General features: G+C 58.6%; 11 protein-coding genes. 7 read left to right on the top strand and 4 right to left on the bottom strand.

Annotated features, from left to right (window positions below; translation table 11 throughout):
- Window positions 1-541: 541 nt before the first annotated feature.
- Both FH08_RS0136355 and FH08_RS0136350 read left to right on the top strand, forming a co-directional pair.
- Entirely contained in the window at window positions 542-2,491 is a 1,950-nt protein-coding gene (locus FH08_RS0136355) for a hybrid sensor histidine kinase/response regulator (RefSeq protein ID WP_081889680.1), read from the top strand.
- A gap of 367 nt (window positions 2,492-2,858) precedes the next feature.
- The gene (locus FH08_RS0136350) at window positions 2,859-4,805 is read left to right on the top strand and encodes a hybrid sensor histidine kinase/response regulator (RefSeq protein WP_031363049.1); all 1,947 of its coding nucleotides are present in this window, start codon (window positions 2,859-2,861) and stop codon (window positions 4,803-4,805) included.
- Window positions 4,806-4,848: 43 nt separating this feature from the next.
- On the opposite strand, the gene FH08_RS50870 is transcribed toward FH08_RS0136350, so the two are convergent.
- Together FH08_RS50870 and FH08_RS0136340 are read right to left on the bottom strand one after the other, a co-directional pair.
- Window positions 4,849-5,550: a LuxR C-terminal-related transcriptional regulator gene (locus FH08_RS50870; RefSeq protein WP_075583426.1), complete on the bottom strand. Its 702-nt coding sequence runs from the start codon at window positions 5,548-5,550 to the stop codon at window positions 4,849-4,851.
- Between the two features lie 1,008 nt (window positions 5,551-6,558).
- A complete protein-coding gene (locus FH08_RS0136340) occupies window positions 6,559-7,929 on the bottom strand; it encodes a hypothetical protein (RefSeq protein ID WP_031363047.1) in 1,371 nt (456 codons plus the stop codon).
- A 215-nt stretch (window positions 7,930-8,144) separates the two neighbouring features.
- Here FH08_RS0136340 and FH08_RS0136335 point away from each other — a divergent pair, with 215 nt between their 5' ends.
- A complete protein-coding gene (locus FH08_RS0136335) occupies window positions 8,145-9,317 on the top strand; it encodes an MFS transporter (protein WP_031363046.1) in 1,173 nt (390 codons plus the stop codon).
- Between the two features lie 102 nt (window positions 9,318-9,419).
- On the opposite strand, the gene FH08_RS0136330 is transcribed toward FH08_RS0136335, so the two are convergent.
- Window positions 9,420-9,989 carry a thioredoxin family protein gene (locus FH08_RS0136330; protein ID WP_031363045.1) on the bottom strand — a complete coding sequence of 190 codons (570 nt, stop codon included), beginning with the start codon at window positions 9,987-9,989 and terminating at the stop codon, window positions 9,420-9,422.
- 342 nt (window positions 9,990-10,331) lie between these two features.
- On the opposite strand from FH08_RS0136330, the gene FH08_RS0136325 reads away from it, so the two are divergent.
- The gene (locus FH08_RS0136325; protein ID WP_031363044.1) at window positions 10,332-12,104 is read left to right on the top strand and encodes a cytochrome c biogenesis protein DipZ; all 1,773 of its coding nucleotides are present in this window, start codon (window positions 10,332-10,334) and stop codon (window positions 12,102-12,104) included.
- A 162-nt stretch (window positions 12,105-12,266) separates the two neighbouring features.
- Here the strand turns inward: FH08_RS0136325 and FH08_RS0136320 are convergent, their stop codons facing one another.
- Window positions 12,267-13,190, bottom strand: a complete 924-nt coding sequence (locus tag FH08_RS0136320) for an AraC family transcriptional regulator (protein WP_031363043.1) — start codon at window positions 13,188-13,190, stop codon at window positions 12,267-12,269.
- 117 nt (window positions 13,191-13,307) lie between these two features.
- Between FH08_RS0136320 and FH08_RS0136315 the strand changes: the two genes are divergently transcribed.
- The 3 genes from FH08_RS0136315 (at window position 13,308) to FH08_RS0136300 (ending at window position 19,167) form a co-directional block, all read left to right on the top strand.
- The gene (locus FH08_RS0136315) at window positions 13,308-13,859 is read left to right on the top strand and encodes a DUF4863 family protein (protein ID WP_031363042.1); all 552 of its coding nucleotides are present in this window, start codon (window positions 13,308-13,310) and stop codon (window positions 13,857-13,859) included.
- A 459-nt stretch (window positions 13,860-14,318) separates the two neighbouring features.
- Window positions 14,319-16,895, top strand: coding sequence for an EAL and GGDEF domain-containing protein (locus FH08_RS0136310; protein ID WP_051888794.1), 2,577 nt, complete (start codon window positions 14,319-14,321; stop codon window positions 16,893-16,895).
- Between the two features lie 586 nt (window positions 16,896-17,481).
- On the top strand, window positions 17,482-19,167 hold the full coding sequence (locus FH08_RS0136300) for a hypothetical protein (RefSeq protein ID WP_031363040.1): 1,686 nt from the start codon (window positions 17,482-17,484) through the stop codon (window positions 19,165-19,167).
- Window positions 19,168-19,191 lie beyond the last annotated feature (24 nt).

The following is a 19,191-nucleotide window of genomic DNA, read 5'->3' as shown; positions in this document are numbered from 1 at the left end:
TAACAGGCATGCGAGAAAAGAAGAATGTGGGTCATCGTGCGGTGAATTACGCCGTCCTTGTGTCGAATTATGCTGCGTTATTCCGCCATGAAATACCGTCAGTTGTAGTGAGGTCGGTTATTTGATGTTCGGTATTAAATGTAACTTTATGGGCGAATAAATGTTCGGTGTCGCTTTGCGATTATTCGTTACAGTTACTTCGTGAGAGCATGCCCCGCACGCCAGGTCACGGAAGCAGATCGACCCAATACCCGACGCGCTGCGAGCGCCGAATATCCCGATTGACGAGCCGTGCTTGACCAGGACTATCGCGAGTTGCTGGTACTGCGTGGCGCCGCACATCGGCCCTATATTTACCCCCTATCGGCCGCTTTGATAGTTTTCCCGCAAATGCACGCAGCGGGCGCGAATCTCGTGCATGGTTCGCCTACGTGGTTCACGAACATTTGTTCGGCAAGTAACGGAACACCTGTCCATCGACTTGCTGACGGACCGGTAGCACAATGGAGCACATGCTGAAGCTGATCCTCGGAGGCTTCTTATGGCGTCCGGTACTCAAACACGAGGTGATTCTGACGCAGGCGAAAAGCCCGGGGTCAGAACATCACCGAGCGCGGGTGAAACGGTTCAGAAAATCGAGCGCCGCAGATTCGCTGAATTTGTGGATCTTTTTCTGGGACCCGTTGCAGCACTCAGTTCCGAGCAGACTCTTCTCGTCAAACGCGAGTTATTGGGATCACTGTCCCGTCGAGCAGTATATTGGATTGCGCTACTGTTGGTTGGAAGCTTGCTCTGGTTCGTATGCGGATTGTGGGATCGAAACTTGAGATATTTATCTTTGTTCCGTGCCGCATGGATCTTCGGACTGTGGGGGATGGTCGCTCCTATGGCAGCATACTTACTGAAAAAGACGATGGCCCTCCCAAAGCACGCTGGCGCCAACGCGATCGAGCAGATGCACTGGGCATGGGCTGCTTTGGTCATGCTGACATCGTTTTGGTGGGCGGCAGGTAGCTTTGGGTTAAGCCCACCAAAATTCACGCTGCTCCATGGTTATTACTTCAGATTCATCAGGTACAACTTCCTTGAGTTGACGATGATCAGCTATGCATTTAATTTGCTGCTGATCGCGCCTAGTCTTCGTGCGACTTTAGGTTCACTCGTGTTCGGCGCTATCCCGTTCGGATTTAGCATGGCACCCGCGCTATTTATTAATCGGCCAGGAATGTTTGACTGGAATACGGCTCAACTAATTGGCTATTGTTTCATGGCATGGTTTATTTGCAACGATCAGAAGCGCGCATGTGTCAAAGAGGTCATTCTAGAGGAAGCCCGATCGCAGGCTGAAGCGGCAACCGCGGAAAAGAACCAATTTATCGCGGCGATAAGCCATGACTTGCGCCAACCGCTCACAACGCTCGGCCTCAAGTTAAATTATATCGAGCGGAACATTGAATCAACCAAACTGACCGAAGACATCTCGATTGCGCAAAGGCAAGTGGATGCGATGGAAGGTATGATTAACGGCGCACTGGATATCTGCCGCCTCGAATCGGGTACCTGGAATGTAGAAATTCAGGAGGTAGTGCTGGCTTCACTTTTACACGGCATAGTTGTGGATATGCAGCCGCTGGCCCGGGCGAAAGGGCTGAAGTTACGACTTCATAGCCGGCCCTATCTGACCCATACGGATCGACATGCGTTGGACCGGATCGTCCGAAATATGGTGACCAATGCGATCCGTTACACGCCTTCCAAAAAGGGAGGTAGGAAGGGGCATATTTTGCTGAGTTGCCAGAGGCGGGGCAACCTCGTAAAGATAAGTGTCTGGGACAACGGGATCGGTATCCCTGAAGGTAGACAGGCGGATATCTTCAAAAGCTATGTCCAGGTCGATAATCCCGAGAGGGATCGTGAAAAGGGGTTCGGTCTGGGTCTGTCCATTGTCCAGGGTCTTGCGAACCTTCTTGGTCACAAACTGGACATGGACTCGACACCAGGGCTGGGATCGCGTTTTTCGGTTACGGTCCCTTTCGTAGGCCGCATACCGCCAGAGTTGCTCGAGGTTCAGACGGTTGAAAACGGCGCCCCGGACCTGACCAATATGGTGGTGGCGCTCATCGAGGACAATAGCGACTTGAGAATCGAAATATCGATGCGCCTGATCGAGCGCGGATGCTACGTCGTGGCGGGAGAATCATCATATGACGTCATCGAGCAGCTGCGCATTGAAGCATTGACAAGTGGTCCTCACTTCATCCTCTCTGACTACCGGCTGGAACACGAGGACGGTATTGCTGCGATTGCGGCGGTCCGCGCTGCGACCGACACCTCGATCCCTGCGATCCTGTGGTCGGGGGATACCTCGTCTGCTGTGCTCAAAAAAGTAGCTGTCAGCGGCATGAAGCTTTTGTCGAAGCCGGTTTCCGAACAGACCTTGTTGACCTTGCTTGCCAGGCATAAGCCCAAAACACCGATCGAAGGCGCGTGAACGTGATGGCAGCGGAACATGGAGCGGTGTAGCAGAGATATTCATGACAGTCCCTTATCTGGTCCCCGTACCCCGGCCAGCGTTTCCTGATCTTCCCTGGTGCCGGTACCGATGACGGACCGGTGTGCATGACCACACCGAGCAGGAGGCGCAGGCAGTCAAGACGGCGCTTTAGGCAAGGTTGGTAGCGTGCCATCCGGATAGCACTGGGGTCGTCTACTGCAAGGATGGAAGTCGCAAGAGCGTGGTTCACCTATGTGGACCACGAACATTTGTTCGGCAAGTAACGGAACACCTGTCGATCGACTTGCTGGCGGACCGGTAGCACAATGGAGCACATGCTGAAGCTGATCCTCGGAGGCTTCTTATGGCGTCCGGTACTCAAACACGAGGTGATTCTGACGCAGGCGAAAAGCCCGGGGTCAGAACTTCACTGAGCGCGGGTGAAACGGTTCAGAAAATCGAGCGCCGCAGATTCGCTGAATTTGTGAATCTTTTTCTGGGACCCGTTGCAGCACTCAGTTCCGAGCAGACTCTTCTCGTCAAGCGCGAGTTATTGGTATCACTGTCCCGTCGAGCGGTCTATTGGATCGTGTTACTGTCGGTCGGAAGCTCGTTCTTGTTCGTATGTGGATCGTGGATCAAAACTTCGGATATCTTTCTTTTATTCCGTTTTGTCTGGGTCTTAGGACTGTGGGGGATGGCCACTCCCATGGCAACATACTTACTGAAAAAGACGATGGCCCTCCCAAAACACGCTGGCACCAACGCGATCGAGCAGATGCACTGGGCATGGGCTGCTTTGGTCATGCTGACATCGTTTTGGTGGGCGGCAGGTAGCTTTGGGCTAACCCCACCCGACTACTCGAGCCATGCTCCTTACTTACAATTCACCAGGCCTGGCTTCCTCGAATATACGCTGATCAGCCATGCATTTACTGTGCTGCTGCTCGCGCCTAGTCTTCGTGCGACTTTAGGTTCACTCGTGTTCGGCGCTATCCCGTTCGGATTTAGCATGGCACCCGCGCTATTTATTAATCGGCCAGGAATGCTTGTCTGGTATTCCGCTCAACTAATTGGATATTGTTTCATCGCATGGTTTATTTTTTACAATCAGAAACGCGCATGTGTAAAAGGAGTTATTCTCGATGAGGCCCGATCGCGAGCTGAAGCGGCAAAGGCGGAAAAGAACCAACTTATCGCGGCGATAAGCCATGACTTGCGCCAACCGCTCACAACGCTCGGCTTCAAGTTAAATTATATCGAGCGGAACATTGAATCAACCAAACTGGCCGAAGACATCTCGATTGCGCAAAGGCAAGTGGATGCGATGGAAGTTATGATTAACGGCGCACTGGATATCTGCCGCCTCGAATCGGGTACCTGGAATGTAGAAATTCAGGAGGTGGCGCTGCCTTCCCTTTTACACGGCATTGTTGTGGATATGCAGCCGCTGGCTGAGGCGAAAGGGCTGAAGTTAAGCCTCCATAGCCGCCCCTATGTGGTCCGTACGGATCGACATGCGTTGGACAGGATCGTCCGAAATATGGTGATCAATGCGGTCCGTTACACGCCTTCCGAGCAGGGAGGAAAGAGGGGACATGTTCTGGTGAGTTGCCAGAGGCGAGGCAGCTGCATAAAGATAAGTGTCTGGGACAACGGGATCGGTATCCCTGAAGGTAGACAGGCGGATATCTTCAAAAGCTATGTCCAGGTCGATAATCCCGAGAGGAATCGCGAAAAGGGGTTCGGTCTGGGTCTGTCCATTGTCCAGGGTCTTGCGAACCTTCTTGGTCACAAACTGGACATGGACTCGACACCAGGGCTGGGATCGCGTTTTTCGGTTACGGTCCCTTTCGTAGGCCGCATACCGCCAGAGTTGCTCGAGGTTCAGACGGTTGAAAACGGCGCCCCGGACCTGACCAATATGGTGGTGGCGATCATCGAGGACAATAGCGACTTGAGAATCGAAATATCGATGCGCCTGATCGAGCATGGCTGCTACGTCGTGGCGGGGGAATCATCATCCGACGTCATCGAGCAGTTGCGCATTGAGGCTTTGGCAAGCGGTCCGCACTTCATCCTCTCGGACTACCGGCTGGAAAACGAGGATGGTATTGCTGCGATTACGGCGGTCCGTGCTGCTACCGGCACTTCGATCCCTGCGATCCTGTGGTCGGGCGACACCTCGTCAGCTGTGCTCAAAAAAGTAGCTGTCAGCGGCATGAAGCTTTTGTCGAAGCCGGTTTCCGAACAGACCTTGTTGACCTTGCTTGCCAGGCATAAGCCCAAAACATCGATCGAAGGCGCGTGAACGTGATGGCAGCGGAACATAACGAGCGGTGTAGCAGAGATCTTCATGACAGCCCCTTATTTGACCCACTTCCAAGGGCCAGTTCGGCACTGACTTTTAGCGCAGCTTCAACGCGGTTTCTGACTTGAAGTTTGTCGTAAATAACACAAGAAACCTGTCTGACATGTCCCGCGGTGACGTCAAGCTCTCTTGCGATTTGCTTCCCTGAGAGGCCACGTGCAATGCAGCGCGCCACATCCCACTCTCGCAGAGAAAGTCCAAGATGATGCTGATTCCCGCCAGGTGAGGGCGTTTGTGTCGAGCAGGCAAAGCGCATCAAGACTTCTTCCGGAATCCAGAGTTCACCTCCCAAGATCCTGCTCAGTCCAATGAACATTTTCTTGTGTGCACCTCCTTTCAAAAGTATTCCTCGGGCAGAGTAGTCACGCATGCACGCTCGCAAAATTTCGACTTCATCATCGTTTCCAGGAGCGAGTCCCGTACAGATGACCACGGGAACATTGGATGGATTTCCGGCCTGAAAATGTTCAAGTGTCGTGGTGCCACGGTTCTCACCATCCAGATTGAGATCCAGGAAAACGAGGTCCGGGGGAGGTGTCTTGCTTACCTCTTCGAGCGCGCTGGCAAGCGTAAATACGGGCGTGACTTCGATTGGGGTTACGCTCAACTCCGATGCATGTGTTTGGACATATTCGGAAAGAGCAACGCAAAGAATCTCGTGGTCATCGACCCATAGGATTTTCATGGTCGCTTCCCCTTTCGATACCTCAGAGAAAAACAATCGATCGCGCGCTAAGTTTGTGCGCAGCACCGCTTAATAGCTAACTTGAACCCTGGCATTCTCCGACCGTCAAAATGGGTGCCTCATGCCTCGCGGTATTTGCGTCCCCAAAACTTCGGGTCGATAGGGCCGATGACAGTTTTGGCCGTTGGGCGCAGCACTCGCACGCAGGTTGTAAACGCAGAATTCATTGACGGAGCTCTACTTCCGTGGCACACGCGATGAGGGTCGAATAAACGTAGCCCCGCGGGTTGGTGCGCTGTACCCGCCTTATCATTCTTACCGTGCACGCACAGGCATGGAACGCTGCGGACTACGTTTCGTGCGAACCCTTCAGAGTCTTCATGCCTGCTTAGCCTCGTTGCTGGTCCATTCTTGCCGCTCGCGACCAAATGAACAGGCCGGCGGCGCGACATATTGAAGAGGATACATCGCATCGCGGACGGGAGGAACAATAGAGGATGAACTTTACGGTTGGATGCGCGGCCGAATGCGGCATCGAGAACGCAATTGCGAGTGACATACGGTCAACCAACGATAGCCGCTAGACAACCGGTACAGTCCGAATACGTCCACGTCCGCATCCCGAAGCCGTCATCGATGCCGCGCCCGCCCGACTGACAAGGGTCGGGAGTGCGAGTTCAATGATGCAGGAGGCTGCCGTCCGGCTGCTCAATGGCGCCACCATCAGCAATCCCGCACATGGCTGACGTGCAAGCTAACACGCCCGGGTGTCGGAAATCGCCGAAGACGAGTCCATAGGTGAAGGCACGGTATGGCCGTTCCACTCTGATACCTGCCGTTGGAATCTCGACGACCCGACCGTCGGCAATGGGTCGAGAAGACTCATGCGATCTTCATGTCAGCGGACATTCGTAGCAGCGCAACGACGAAACATCCCGAACGGCCGGTCCGGCCGAACACCCGCCCCTCAGGCAAGCTTCGACAATCAAACTTCCATGTCGAATCAAATCAGAGCGACACGATTTGTCGCAAAAGCTCCAAGGCTTTCATTTCGTCCAGGCGACCAGTACGTGCTTTGCCCGCGAGTGTTTTTATCAGCGCCTCTGCTATCGGCTCGATACCTTGCAGATTGTCCAGGCTAGTGGCTGAAGCGAGATGGCGCGGTTCTGTGATGGCCTGCTGTGCGATAGCAGGCGCAATCTGCTGACGCACCGCAGAAAACGAGACGCCGTTATCCGCGGGTTGCCGAATCGCAGGTTCGGAGGCGGCCGGGAGCGTTTGATCCTGTTGCTCCAACCCCGTGTTCGTCTCAGCGTCGACGCTCGTTAAAACGCGCGCGTTATCCGCATCAGGAGGCACGGCGGGGTGAGCGCCCGCAATTTTCACCTTCGTACTCGCGCGCTTCTTCGCGGCTATTGATGTTGGTTCAACCGCGGATGGCAATTCTTGCTGAGCGGCCGCATGGCGACGTGACGCAGGAACAAGTAAATCCGAAACCGGCTCGGGGATATCGGTTACCGAACGCGGAACGTCTAGCCAGCCGTGCGGCAAACCAAGGCGTTCCGTGAACCTGTTTGCTTCGGCATCGTCCATACGTTTCTGTCCATAAAAACGATTGGCCATGTTGGAGTCGCTAATTTCCATCACCTCACCGAGCCGCACCTTCGATCCTTTGCGAGACGTCAGTACGTGCAGGTTGGCGCGACGAATGTTTTCCACGGTTGCGGCGTCATTCAACGCCAGAGATTGCTGAGACTCCGACTTTGCGGACGCCTTGAACTTCGCGGGTGCCGATTGCGGTGGGATTGCCGTAGCAGGCTTCGCCACTGGAGTAGGTTTGCTCTTCGCGACGGCCCTCGGCGACCCGCCACTGGTTTTCTTTGGCATTTCTGGTTCCCTGGGCAAACGATTAGTGGGGATAGGGTGGTGGTCCTGCGCGACCGGAGCTGGCTTGAATATTTCCTCGTACACAGCTTCCGGTTCAACGTTCGCGTGAATGAAGTCCAGCGGCGACCTTAAGCGAGCAATGGTCTCGGGCGTAAGCACAGGATTGGGTTGATCGAAAAAACCATCGGGCAGACCCAGCGTTGTTTCGATATGAAAGGCTGTCTCGGGCGTGAATCTTTCGCCGTTTACCAATTCGGCCACGCGCGTCAAGTTGGAGTCGAGTCCTAGTGCGATGTTCTCCGCGCCCACCGCATCCACCAGCAACTTAAACGAACGCGTTTTGAAAATGGACGCCGTCTGGGCAGGTTCTCGAGTAGGTGGAGGTTTTACGTATGGCTTGTTCTGTCGATGGGATGTCGTTTTTGAAGGTTGGCGCGATTGACGCTGGCCCTTGTCTCGAGATCCCGAGTATCGCCCGTGTGCTTGACTCATAAAGTGGGGCTCCCCGCCGTGAAATCACTATCAGTTTTAGCATTATAGGCGAGGGGGTAATGACATCGCACTTGCCGTCAGTCGATGAGCCATTCTGGTAACCCTGACGCCCAACCGGCATCAGATGATCCTCACCGCAACCGTTGCACGTCGCGTCGAACTGGTTCACGCTTATCCGTGACCGCACGATTTTCGTCGGCAATTCAGGCTACGCCATGCGCCCATCCCACTCTCTTTTCGTGCTGATCGGCACCTTGCTCGCCGGGGCAGGGTATGGGGCGACGTTTTTTCTCTCGATGCGTTTCCGCTCTCTCGGCGGAAGTGATCTCGACACGGGGCTGGCGCTCGCAGAAGCCACAGCCGGTACCCTCCTTGGCGTGCCGCTTGTCGGCTGGTTCGCGCAGCACATCGGCGCCGCGCGAACGACGGCGCTTGCCGCGTTGTGCATCGGGCTGGGTGTGACGGGGTTTGCGTTAGTCGACCATGTGAGCCCGCTAACCGTTTTTCCGGGGTTTCTCGTGGGTCTGGGTTGGGGCGCATTCTATCTTGCTGCGCCGATGTCGCTCGCAGAGCGAACCAGCGATGCAGACCGGGGAGTCTGGTTCATGCGCTTCGGCACGGTCCAGATGGCCGGCATCGGTGGCTGCCCGGCACTGGCGGCGTTTGCCATTCGCACGTTGCACTGGCCGCTCACCAGCGTGCTCTACCTCGTCGGCGGCCTGTGCGCAATCGCGGCGCTGATGCTTGAAATCTTCGGCCGGATTTCGCCGCATTCGCCGACGGCGACCGTGCCGGTGCGAGATCGGTGGCTGCGTGAATTTGGCGCCATCTTCCGGACACGCGCGGTTTTCCCAATCGTCATGATCTCGCTGTGCGCCTGCGTTTTTTCCGGCCTGATGACCTTCCAGATGGCTCTGGTGCAAGGGACCCACGCGCAAGCCGGCACCTTTTTCAGCTTCTACGCGATCGCAGTCGTGATGGCGCGCTGGTTGCTGGGGCGGTTTGTGATCAGACTTCATCGCGAGGGCATCACGAAAGTGTTGCTCATCTTCATGCTGCTCGGCGTAGTGGCGACGTTTGCGGTGCCGTATCACGGATGGTTCCATCCGGCGAGCGCAGTGCTGCTCGGTACCGGTTACGGGCTGGTCTATCCGACTATCGAGGCTCAGGCCGTCAACGATTCCGCGACAATCCATCGCCCGGCCGCGCTGACCTGGTTTGTCGTGGCGTACTTCATCGGCACGTTCGGCTTCCCGGCAGTAGGTGGCTGGGTCCTCGTCCACATGGGGCGAGGCATGCTGGTCGCGCTCATTGCCGCTTGCGGGATCGCCGCTCTCATGCTTGCCATCGCGCGAGACAAGCGGGGTGGGGTCGCGCTTGAGGCATAGGCGCAGAACTCGATGGCTGCACAGGTATCGCGCGCGAATCACCCTCTTGCGTTGACACCATCCTGTGCGCTGAACAGCCTGCCGTTGCGGCAGGCCGAGACTTCAGCTTCGCTTGTCGCCGAGGCCAAGCAGAGCGCGGATCGTCTTTTCCGTCTCTGCATAGTTCCCTTCGCCGAAATGGGAATAGACCAGCCGGCCTTGCTGATCGAACAGATACAGCGCGGGCCAATACTGATTGCCGTACGCATTCCAGGTTGAATATTCGTTATCCTGTGCAATCGGATACTCGATGCCGAAACGCTTGACCGCGTTCTGCAGGTTTTCAGTTTTGTGCTCGAAAGAATATTCGGGTGTATGCACGCCGACAACCACCAGACCCTTGTCGTGATATCGCGCATACCAGTCCTTGACGTAGGGAATCGTGTGCGCGCAGTTGATGCAATCGAACGTCCAGAAATCGACGAGCACCACCTTGCCACGCAACTGCTTCATATCGAGGGGCGGGCTATTGATCCAGCTGGTGATCCCCGTGAAATCCGGCGCGGGTGCGCCGGTCTGCAGTGAGCTTGAGTTGGACTGACCGGTTTCGCCTCCGGCGTAAACGACGCCGGCCAGTAAGGCAGCACCGGCCAGCGCGGCAGCAACAGTGGCGATCTTCAGACGATCAAACATGACGGTTTCTCCAATCGTTCATCAGTTGAGCTATTGGAGCGCGCCAACGTATCTCGCCTATGTCCACCACCGGCCGATATGCAAGGTTGTGTGTCTGCATGGCGCCCAGGTACATTGAGATACAAAGCCGATCGCTACGCTGCGCCGCACCCCCAGGGCCGGGGTTTTGTATCAGTGTGTGTCCAAGGCGGCCACCGATACATGCCGTTGCGCAATTGCCCCCTTCCTGAAATCTTCCCGATACATGAGAGCGCTGAAATACGGCACATGGCCTGGTATGCCGGTTCGCACCGGCGTTCGAGGCCGGTCCATCCAACCGTCTGCTCTCTGGAGACAGATCTCATGTTACTTATCGTCATTGCATTTCTGGGGGGCGCGTTCACTATCCTGAGCCCCTGCATCCTGCCCGTCGTGCCGTTCGTGTTTGCACGCTCCGACGCTCCGTTTGCCACGGGTCGTCTGCCTATGCTTCTCGGCCTCGCGGCAACCTTTGCGCTCGTGACCGGAGTCGGTGCCGCGGGCCTCGCCGGCGCCGAGCAACTGAGCGAATATGGGCGCTGGATTTCGCTCGCGCTCTTCGCCGGGTTCGGTGCGACGCTGCTGTTTCCGGCGATCGCAGCAAAGCTGTCTCGTCCGTTGTCCGCGCTTGCCGACCGCATGATGTCGCGCTCGCAAGGTCATGGCGTGACGCGCCAGATCGGCTCCGCGGTGTTGCTCGGCGCGGCGACCGGCCTGTTGTGGGCGCCATGCGCGGGACCGGTCCTTGGCCTGATCCTGACTGGCGCTGCGCTGCACGGCGCGACCTGGAGGACCGGGGCTGCCCTTGCCGCCTATGCCGTCGGCGCCGCGTGCTCGTTGGCGGTGGTATCCGGGTTGGGCAAGCGATCGCTGGATCTGCTCAAGCGTTCGTTCGGCGTCGGCGAAGGGCTGCGCCGCGCCATGGGTGCGCTCGTCCTGCTCACGGTGGCGGCAATCGCATCGGGCCTGGACACCCGGGTCCTTGCGTATGTGCCGGGCGCCCCGACGAATGGCCTGGAGAGCAGCCTGGTCGCGCTGCTCTCATCGAGTGAACCGGTACGCAAGGTACGGCAACCGGTGAGCACGGTGCAGCCTGGCCGCATCATCCGTGTTTCCATGCCAGCCGCGCTGCCGGTCGAGGGCCAACTGCCTCCGCTCGACGGCGCGACGCAGTGGCTGAACACAGCACCGCTTTCCAGCGATGCGTTACGCGGCAAGGTGGTGGTGGTCAACTTCTGGACGTACTCCTGCATCAACTGCCTGCGCACCTTGCCGTATCTGAAGACATGGGCGGATCGCTACCGCAATGACGGCCTCGTCGTGATTGGCGTGCACACGCCGGAGTTCGGCTTCGAGCACGATACAGGCAACGTCAAGCGGGCGCTGACGGACCTGAACATCCACTACCCGGTTGCGATCGATAACAACTACGGGATCTGGCAGGCTTTCGGCAACCAGTACTGGCCGGCGTTCTACATCGTCGATGCGCAAGGACGCATCAGATATCACCACTTCGGCGAAGGCAGCTATGGCGAAGCGGAGCAGGCCATCCAGCAACTGCTGGCCGAAAACGGCCACGCGATGCCTGGCGGCGATCGGCAACAGGTGCAGGCGACAGGCACGCAAGCCGCTGCAGATCCGGCAGACATCGGCTCAGAGGAGACTTACGTGGGGTACCGGCAGGCGCAGGGCTTCTCATCGCCGCAGCGCGTGAGTGCGGATGTCACCGCGACATACACGCTGCCCGCGCAATTGCCGGTCAACGACTGGGGGCTCGCGGGTCAGTGGAACATCGGCGCCGAATCCGCCGTGCCGAGCGCGCCGAACGCGCGGATCGCGTTTCACTTCCACGCCCGCGACCTGCATCTGGTGTTGGGGCCGACTGCGGACGGCAAGCCCGTGCGCTTCAGGGTCACGGTCGACGGCAAGCCGCCCGGCGACGGGCACGGTACGGACGTCGCCGGCGACGGGACCGGCACGGTGACGAGCGCGCGTCTGTATCAGCTCGTGCGCCAGCGTGGTCCGGTGGATGACCGGACGTTCGAAATCGAATTCCTCGATCCGGGCGTGCACGTGTTCAGCTTCACATTCGGCTGACCCGGGCGGTTCCAGCACCATGGAGAACACCCCCGCGTTTTCGAAGACGCGGGGGTGTCCGGGTTTTTCGAAAGGGGTTATGTTCGTTGACTGAAAAGACCGATGCCTGCCGGTCCATCCAACAGTTTGGTGGTTATGGCGCGGAAACCCTGCCCGTGGCATTCAAACCTTGCTGCGTGCCTCCGAGCGATACCGGCCGGGGCTTTGACCAAACATCCTTTTGAAAGTCGAACTAAAAGTGGTTTCGGACGCGTAGCCGACGGCGGCGGCGATGCTCGAGAGATTGTCGTTGCCCGTCTTCAACGCTTCCCTGGCAATCGTCATGCGCCAGCGGATCAGATATTCCACGGGAGGCAACCCCACGAGATCCTTGAAGCGGTCAATGAACGCGGTGCGTGACATGCCGACCTTCGACGCCAGTTCGTCCACCTTCCAGCGACGCGCTATTTCCTCATGCACCATCCTTAGCGCGGAGCCGATTCTTGGATCCGACAACGCACCCAGCCAGCCCGCCGACCTCGGGTTAGCGGCAAGATGAGCCCGCAGGATGTTGACGAGCACAATACTCGCGATGCTGCCCGCCATCACCGCCGCGCCAGGCCGAACTGACTCCGTCTCGGCCCTGATCAATTCGAGGGCCGGACTCAAGGCCCTGGCATCCGGAGAATCCGCGGCAACGTGAACAAGCGGGGGCAGGAAATTGAGCAGCAAGCCGCTCGTGTCACCATCGAATTCGAAGAGTCCTCCGACGCTAATCGTGCGCATTTCTCCCGGTCCAAAGCGGATGATCCCGTCCACACCCACGTTACTGGCAAACACCTTCTCCCCGTCTTGCAGTTCCACGCCGGGATCGCTGGCAAAACAGTAGGGCTGTCCGTCAGTGAGCAGACAGAAGTCTCCCTCCTCCATTTTCGCGGGGGCGGTGACGCCTTCAATCCACACCCATCGAGTGCCCTTGATGACTCCGGCAAATTTGACATGACGATAGGCGGGGAATCGAAGGCCCCAGGGATCGGCAGCCTCAAAGCGCGCCGAAAGCACGCTTTTGACCTTCAGCAGAGAGAAGACGTCAGAGAGCGGATCCATGTGAAAAATGGTCGATGCGATACAAAATTTGGTCGATTGATTATGGATTGAACGGATGTCATGAGCAAGAATGAGCCGTTGCGGGTTTCTCCCACGCTAACAGGCGCCATGTCAAAAATGTCTCAGATTCCACAAACAAGTAGCAAAGACGAACTTCTCGCCCGTCTTGTCCCCTTTCTGCAAGAGGTCAAAGACATGACCGCGAGCACCGAGGTCGAGCAATGGCTGAATACAAAGTATGGCGTTGAAAGCGCGTTGTACAGGGACCTGGCGCGACTGATTACGCTCGGCGTACAGGAAGGCTGGGCGGCCGATGCCGAAGTCGCCGGCCCGCGTTATCGTCGCTCGCAAGTCAGCTTGCCCTGCGCGGACACGTTTTTCTTCAGCATCACGGCGGTGCTGCTGGACAGCACGGATAACGCCCAGGACAACCCCGAACACAGCTTGCGTGCCGGCTATCACCTGCACCCGTATGGCGAGATCAATCTGGTGGTGCCGCTCAACGAAGGCGCCGCGCTCGCAGGTCCGAACGGCTGGTGTTATGGCGGTTGGACGGCGCCTGCGCCAGGAAGCCACCACTTTCCGGAAGTCAAAGGCGGTGCGCTCATCTCGCTCACTTTTCTGCCCGCAGGACGGATTGCCTTCGACGTCAAGCCGCCGCAGCAGTGAAGCGCTCAGGCGTGCCGGTATGAAGGTGTCCTCACGGTTCACGGGTGAGGAGCGTGCGAGTGAAGTGCAGTTCGAGAAACCAATGGGCACTTCGTCCGCAATCCCGGCCATTCAAGGCGCCGGGTCGACCGTCCCTTCATGGTCTGCCAGGGGCCAGGAAACCTGGTCAGAAAATCGGCGACGACCTGCCTTCCCGCGCCTGACCCGAGAAAACGCCATGCTACGAAGAAGTAGCCGACAGCGCGATTTGCCCCCCGGCATGGATCTCGTTGTCGATGATCACGAAAGTGGTACGCACTCGCTGAAGTCATAGTTACGCGTGACATTGGCCCGGCTCATCACGCCGGTTGCGCATCCACTCACAACGAAATCAGGATATCCCTACAAGCTTCCCCCTGTGCCATCCCTGAGCGCGCGCCGTATACCCGTCGAGAAGGTGAAAAAACCACGGGCCCATCCATGCGTAGCATCTCACGACCATTGCTCCTCTGGCTGAAAATCGGCCGCTATCGCCAAGCCTCCGAGCAAGGTTTCTCTCACCTTGCCGAGAACGCTTCGCTGTACATCTGCCGCTACGATCGCCATGGCCGCTTTCTCTACATAAGCCCGAACATGGCCCGGGCGTTGAACGTCGGCCCGGACGAGCTGATCGGAAAAGTCGCGACGGCCAAGCGCTATCCTGACGACCGCTTCGACACTTACCATCACGCGCTCCAGCAGGTTCTCGCGACCGGCGAGCCGACGGAGTTGGAGCTCACCGTCCCCAACGCCGACGGGAACACGGCGATTCATCACGTGAGGCTGGTGGCGGAGCACGATTGGCTGGGACGGCTGGCAGGCGCTCTCTGCATCGGCCGCGACATCACCGAGACCAGCCTCGCCGAAAAATCGCTGCGTACGCAAGAGGCGGAGCTTCGCTCGCTGGCGGAGGGCTCCCCCGACAACATCGTCCGCTACGACCGCGAATGCCGCATCACCTTCGCGAACCACAACCTGATGCAGCGCGTGAACGTGCCCGTGGCGCCGGTCGTCGGACAGCGGTCACACGATATCAGCTGGGGTGAGGCGCTCGCGGCAGAAAAACGCCGCTACCGCGAAACGCTCGAGCGTGTGATTCGAAGCGGCGAAGCGGAGACCGTCGAAGTCCTGATCGGCTCGCCCGACTCGACCGAGCCGCGTCTGCACCACATCAAGATGGTGGCCGAGCGCGACGAGGACCAGCAGATCAAGGGCGCCCTGGTGTTCGGCCGGGACATTACCGAACGCAAGCACATGGAGGAGCTTCTGGCCGCCCACGAGCGCGAGTTTCGCTCGCTCGCCGAAAACCTGCCGGACATCATCATCCGCTTCGATTGTGAAGGCCGCCGCACCTACGTCAACGGTGCCCACGAGCGCTTCACCGGCAGGCCGCCGGAGACGTTTCTCGGCAAGACAGTGCTGGAGATTTCCGCGTTCTCGATGGATTCGCGCACGTATCACGCGCAAATCCGGCAGGCCATCAAAACGGGCAGGGAGTCCGACGTCGAATGGAAAGCGTGCGGCTTGGACGGCATCGAGCAGATTTTCCACACGCGGCTGCGCCTCGAGCGCGACGCCAACGGCAAAGTGCTGGGCCTGCTCGCGGTTGCGCGCGACATGACCGAAGTCTACGAATACCGGAGCAAGATCCATCAGCTCGCGTATTTCGACACGCTGACCGGGCTCGCCAATCGCGCCCAGTTCAACGAGCGCATTTCGCAGGCGTTGCAGCAGGCCGGCCAGGAAGGCTGCAGGGTTGGCGTCCTGATGATGGACCTCGACCGCTTCAAGACCATCAACGACACGCTCGGCCACGTCGCCGGCGATCAACTGCTGTGCGAGGTCGCGCGGCGGCTCGAAGCGAACGTGCGCGCGACGGACACTGTGGCCCGTCTCGGCGGCGACGAATTCATCATCGTCTCGTCTCGCGTGCGCGACGCTGCGGAATTGCGCGGCCTCGCCGACCGCGTGCTGTCGGCGGTGGCCGCTCCGGTGCAGCTCGATGGCCGGGCGCTCGTGGTCCAGGCGAGCATCGGCATCGCGGTCTATCCCGATCATGGCGACGCCACGGAACAACTCGTGCGCTATGCCGACGGCGCGCTCTATCGCGCCAAGGAGGCAGGGCGCAACAACGTGCAGTTCTATACGCGCGACATCACGGACAGCGCCGCCGAACGCTTGCGCCTCGAAGCGGACTTGCGCCGCGGCATCGCCCGCGGCGAACTCGACGTGCACTACCAGCCGCAGGTCGACCTCGCGACCGGCCGCATCGTCGGCGCGGAGGCGCTGTTGCGCTGGCTGCATCCCGAGCGCGGCTGGATACCGCCGTCCGATTTCATCGGCATCGCCGAGGAGACGGGTCTGATCGTGCCGATCGCCGAGCAAGTCATGCGCAAGGCATGCGCCGTCGTCTGCCGATGGAACGCGCGGCAGGGGGGCGAGCGGCACATCGCCGTCAACCTGTCGCCGAGCCAGTTTCACCTGAGCCACCTGCCGGCCGTCGTGCAACAGGTCTTGAGCGACACCGGCTGCCGGCCGCAATGGCTCGAACTGGAGATCACCGAGGGGCTGCTGCTCGTCAACCACGCGAGCACGCTCGACACGCTAAACGCCCTGACCCAGATGGGCGTGCGCATCGCCATCGACGATTTCGGCACCGGCTACTCGGCGCTCAGCTATCTCACGCGCTTTCCCATCGCCACGCTGAAGATCGACCGCTCGTTCACGCAGCCGGCCACCGGCTGTTCAAAAAACCGCGTGCTCATGGAAGCCATCGTTGCAATGGCTCACGGCGTGGGGCTCTCGGTGGTGGCTGAAGGCGTCGAGACGCGCGAGCTGGCCGACTGGCTCGCCGGCATCGGCTGCGACATGGGGCAGGGCTATCTATGGTCCAACGCGGTTCCTGCGCACACGCTGCTCAAGATGGAAACGCACGCGCGCGGCTCTCTCGCCAGTTGCCATGACGACGGGCCGGTGCATCGATCCGCGCTTGGGCTTATCAACGAGAGGTTGCTGTAGTCAACTGAGCGCGGCAAGCGTGGTCCAGCCGAGGACATCGCGCGCTTCGATATGAAGGGAGGTGAACGCGCCGGCGCCTTGTGTGTCTTTTGTGCCTTTTATCACGAGCGGGTTTCCACGGTGTACGAAGTCCTCGAATGATCTATTTTTTAGTGCACCCTCTAGCAATAATTGTTCTTGCGGTGCAAATTCATTTCACGAAATATGAGGGGATCAACGAGTGGCTTGAACATAAAACCACCGATTGATCCGACCACCATCTACGCATACCGGACGGTATGCGCAAGGATGAGGCGGCCCCATACGAGGGCACTTTGGCTCATTAGCTACTCGATATCATGCACACGCACGTATCGGCATTGTGCTTTTCGACCGGCCCGATTCGGGCCGGCGTATTTATCGACAGCATTAATCGCTTACGATGGCAAACGCAATGATTGATGTGGTATTAGCGTCTGATACGAAAACCCCGGATGTGATTGCGCGCATGGTTGAATTCGGCGGAAGTCTCTCGTGCGCGAAAATCCGGTATAGACCGGATTCGGGGATCAGTGCGGGCGAGCCCTTGGTGTAGAGAGAAAAATAAATGGTTGCGATTGTGCGGCGTCACGTCATCTTGCTGCTGGCTTTTGGCCTGCTTTCTATTTTCAGACCGGATGTGGCGAATGCCGTAGGTTGCTGGACTGCACCGTATAGCTGTCATTCAGGCGGGGATATCGACCCGTCCACCGTCGCCACTTACGAAGCCCGATATAGGGCCTACGCCGAGCTGGCCTGGCGGGATTTCATCGCGTTAAACTTCCCGGCCGGAACAAGCCCGCAGGGAAAGCCGGAGCCGACACCAAGCAAGGAGCACGGGCTGGACTATCACGCCGGGGACTACACCGCCGTCTGGCAAACCTGGCCGGAGGCACGGGACATCTTCCTGCCGGAGGCCGCAGCGCCTGCTGCGTTCGGCACGGGCCACCAGACCCCGGCAAACTGTCTCAGGAAGGACGCATCGGGGCGGCTTGAACTGACTGACAGGATCGTGCTCGACGAGTATGTGCAGGCCAACCGGATGGGACCGGTGATCGACAAGCAGGGGCAGTATGTCCGCTATGGCCTGAGTTTCAACAAGCCGATGTTCGACTACATCACGGCTCACCAGCTCTATTCCACCCAGGGACAGACTGCCATGGACGTGAACAACCCGGACCATGACAAACAGACGGTCCAGTTCCCGGCCGGCCAATATTCCGATAAAGACGATCCCGCGATGACAGGATCCATCTTTGTCAAATCGTCCTGGAAGATACTGGACGCTTCGGACAACACGTCGAGCTTTTACCGGACCCAGGCCTATGTCTATGATCAGGCCGGCGGTGCATTCGCCGATGAACCTACGGTAAAGGAGCAGTGCTCGCTGAAGCCGATCGGACTTGTCGGTTTTCATATCGTCCATCTGACCAGGTCGGCGCCGCAATGGGTATGGGCCACATTCGAACATGTCGATAACGGGCCCTGGCTCAACGATTTCACTTCTAAGCTCAAGCGTGGGTACACTTTTTTTGACGCTGCCAAATGTCCGGCATCGGGTGGAGTGCCGAGCTGCGCGTTCGATACCGTACCGGCTGCGCCGTGGAATCCTCAACGTCCCGGACAGACGCCGACGCAGCTCGTGCGCCTGGCTGCCCCGGGCAAGCTCGCGCTGGCCGTCAACGAGCAATACAACAACCGGATCAAGACGACCTTTCCGGATAGCGTCTGGGCTAACTACTTCCTGGTCGATGTCCAGTTCCCGACCAACGTAAAGACCGCGGGCGGCGAGCAGGGCGTCGCTGTACCGAATCCCGCCTACCCGGATGGAATGCCCGCCACGTCCTTCCTGTCGAACTCGACCATGGAGACGTATATCCCGGGGTTCTTCCACGGTGAGATTACGCCGAGCGGCAACCCGATTCCCCCGGACGACCAGATGCAGACCCTGCCGCCAACGGGGGCGGTGACGCCCTTTTCTTCTACGGGACCTCATACCGTGTCGGGCGGTGCTGATCGTACGACGTCGAGTTGCGTCAGTTGCCACTCGGATGCCGCCATGACCACCGGCTCATCCAGCGACTTCGTGTTTTCGCTGAGCCGCGCGCAAAGCAAAGGCAAGCTGAACCTGAGCACTTCCGGCACCAAATCGGGCGGTGGTTCCGGCGCGGGAGTACTCACAAGACACGAAGCGTCCTCGGTCGTCGAATACGTGATGGGGACCACCAAGCCCGAGGAGCGGGCGGGGAAATAGGGTGGGCGGAAATCGCGGGTGAAC

The sequence above is a fragment of the Caballeronia sordidicola genome, assembly GCF_000729995.1.
Classification (GTDB): Bacteria; Pseudomonadota; Gammaproteobacteria; order Burkholderiales; family Burkholderiaceae; genus Caballeronia; species Caballeronia sordidicola_A.
Note: the sequence above shows the minus strand (reverse complement) of the source record. Positions and strands in the feature narration are given on the sequence as shown.

Excerpts from the sequence above, each read along its gene's own strand:
- FH08_RS0136355 (WP_081889680.1), top strand. The coding sequence starts at position 542 with ATGGCGTCCGGTACTCAAACACGAGGTGATTCTGACGCAGGCGAAAAG.
- FH08_RS0136350 (WP_031363049.1), top strand. The coding sequence starts at position 2,859 with ATGGCGTCCGGTACTCAAACACGAGGTGATTCTGACGCAGGCGAAAAG.
- FH08_RS50870 (WP_075583426.1), bottom strand. The coding sequence starts at position 5,550 with ATGAAAATCCTATGGGTCGATGACCACGAGATTCTTTGCGTTGCTCTT.
- FH08_RS0136340 (WP_031363047.1), bottom strand. The coding sequence starts at position 7,929 with ATGAGTCAAGCACACGGGCGATACTCGGGATCTCGAGACAAGGGCCAG.
- FH08_RS0136335 (WP_031363046.1), top strand. The coding sequence starts at position 8,145 with ATGCGCCCATCCCACTCTCTTTTCGTGCTGATCGGCACCTTGCTCGCC.
- FH08_RS0136330 (WP_031363045.1), bottom strand. The coding sequence starts at position 9,989 with ATGTTTGATCGTCTGAAGATCGCCACTGTTGCTGCCGCGCTGGCCGGT.
- FH08_RS0136325 (WP_031363044.1), top strand. The coding sequence starts at position 10,332 with ATGTTACTTATCGTCATTGCATTTCTGGGGGGCGCGTTCACTATCCTG.
- FH08_RS0136320 (WP_031363043.1), bottom strand. The coding sequence starts at position 13,190 with ATGGATCCGCTCTCTGACGTCTTCTCTCTGCTGAAGGTCAAAAGCGTG.
- FH08_RS0136315 (WP_031363042.1), top strand. The coding sequence starts at position 13,308 with ATGTCTCAGATTCCACAAACAAGTAGCAAAGACGAACTTCTCGCCCGT.
- FH08_RS0136310 (WP_051888794.1), top strand. The coding sequence starts at position 14,319 with ATGCGTAGCATCTCACGACCATTGCTCCTCTGGCTGAAAATCGGCCGC.
- FH08_RS0136300 (WP_031363040.1), top strand. The coding sequence starts at position 17,482 with ATGGTTGCGATTGTGCGGCGTCACGTCATCTTGCTGCTGGCTTTTGGC.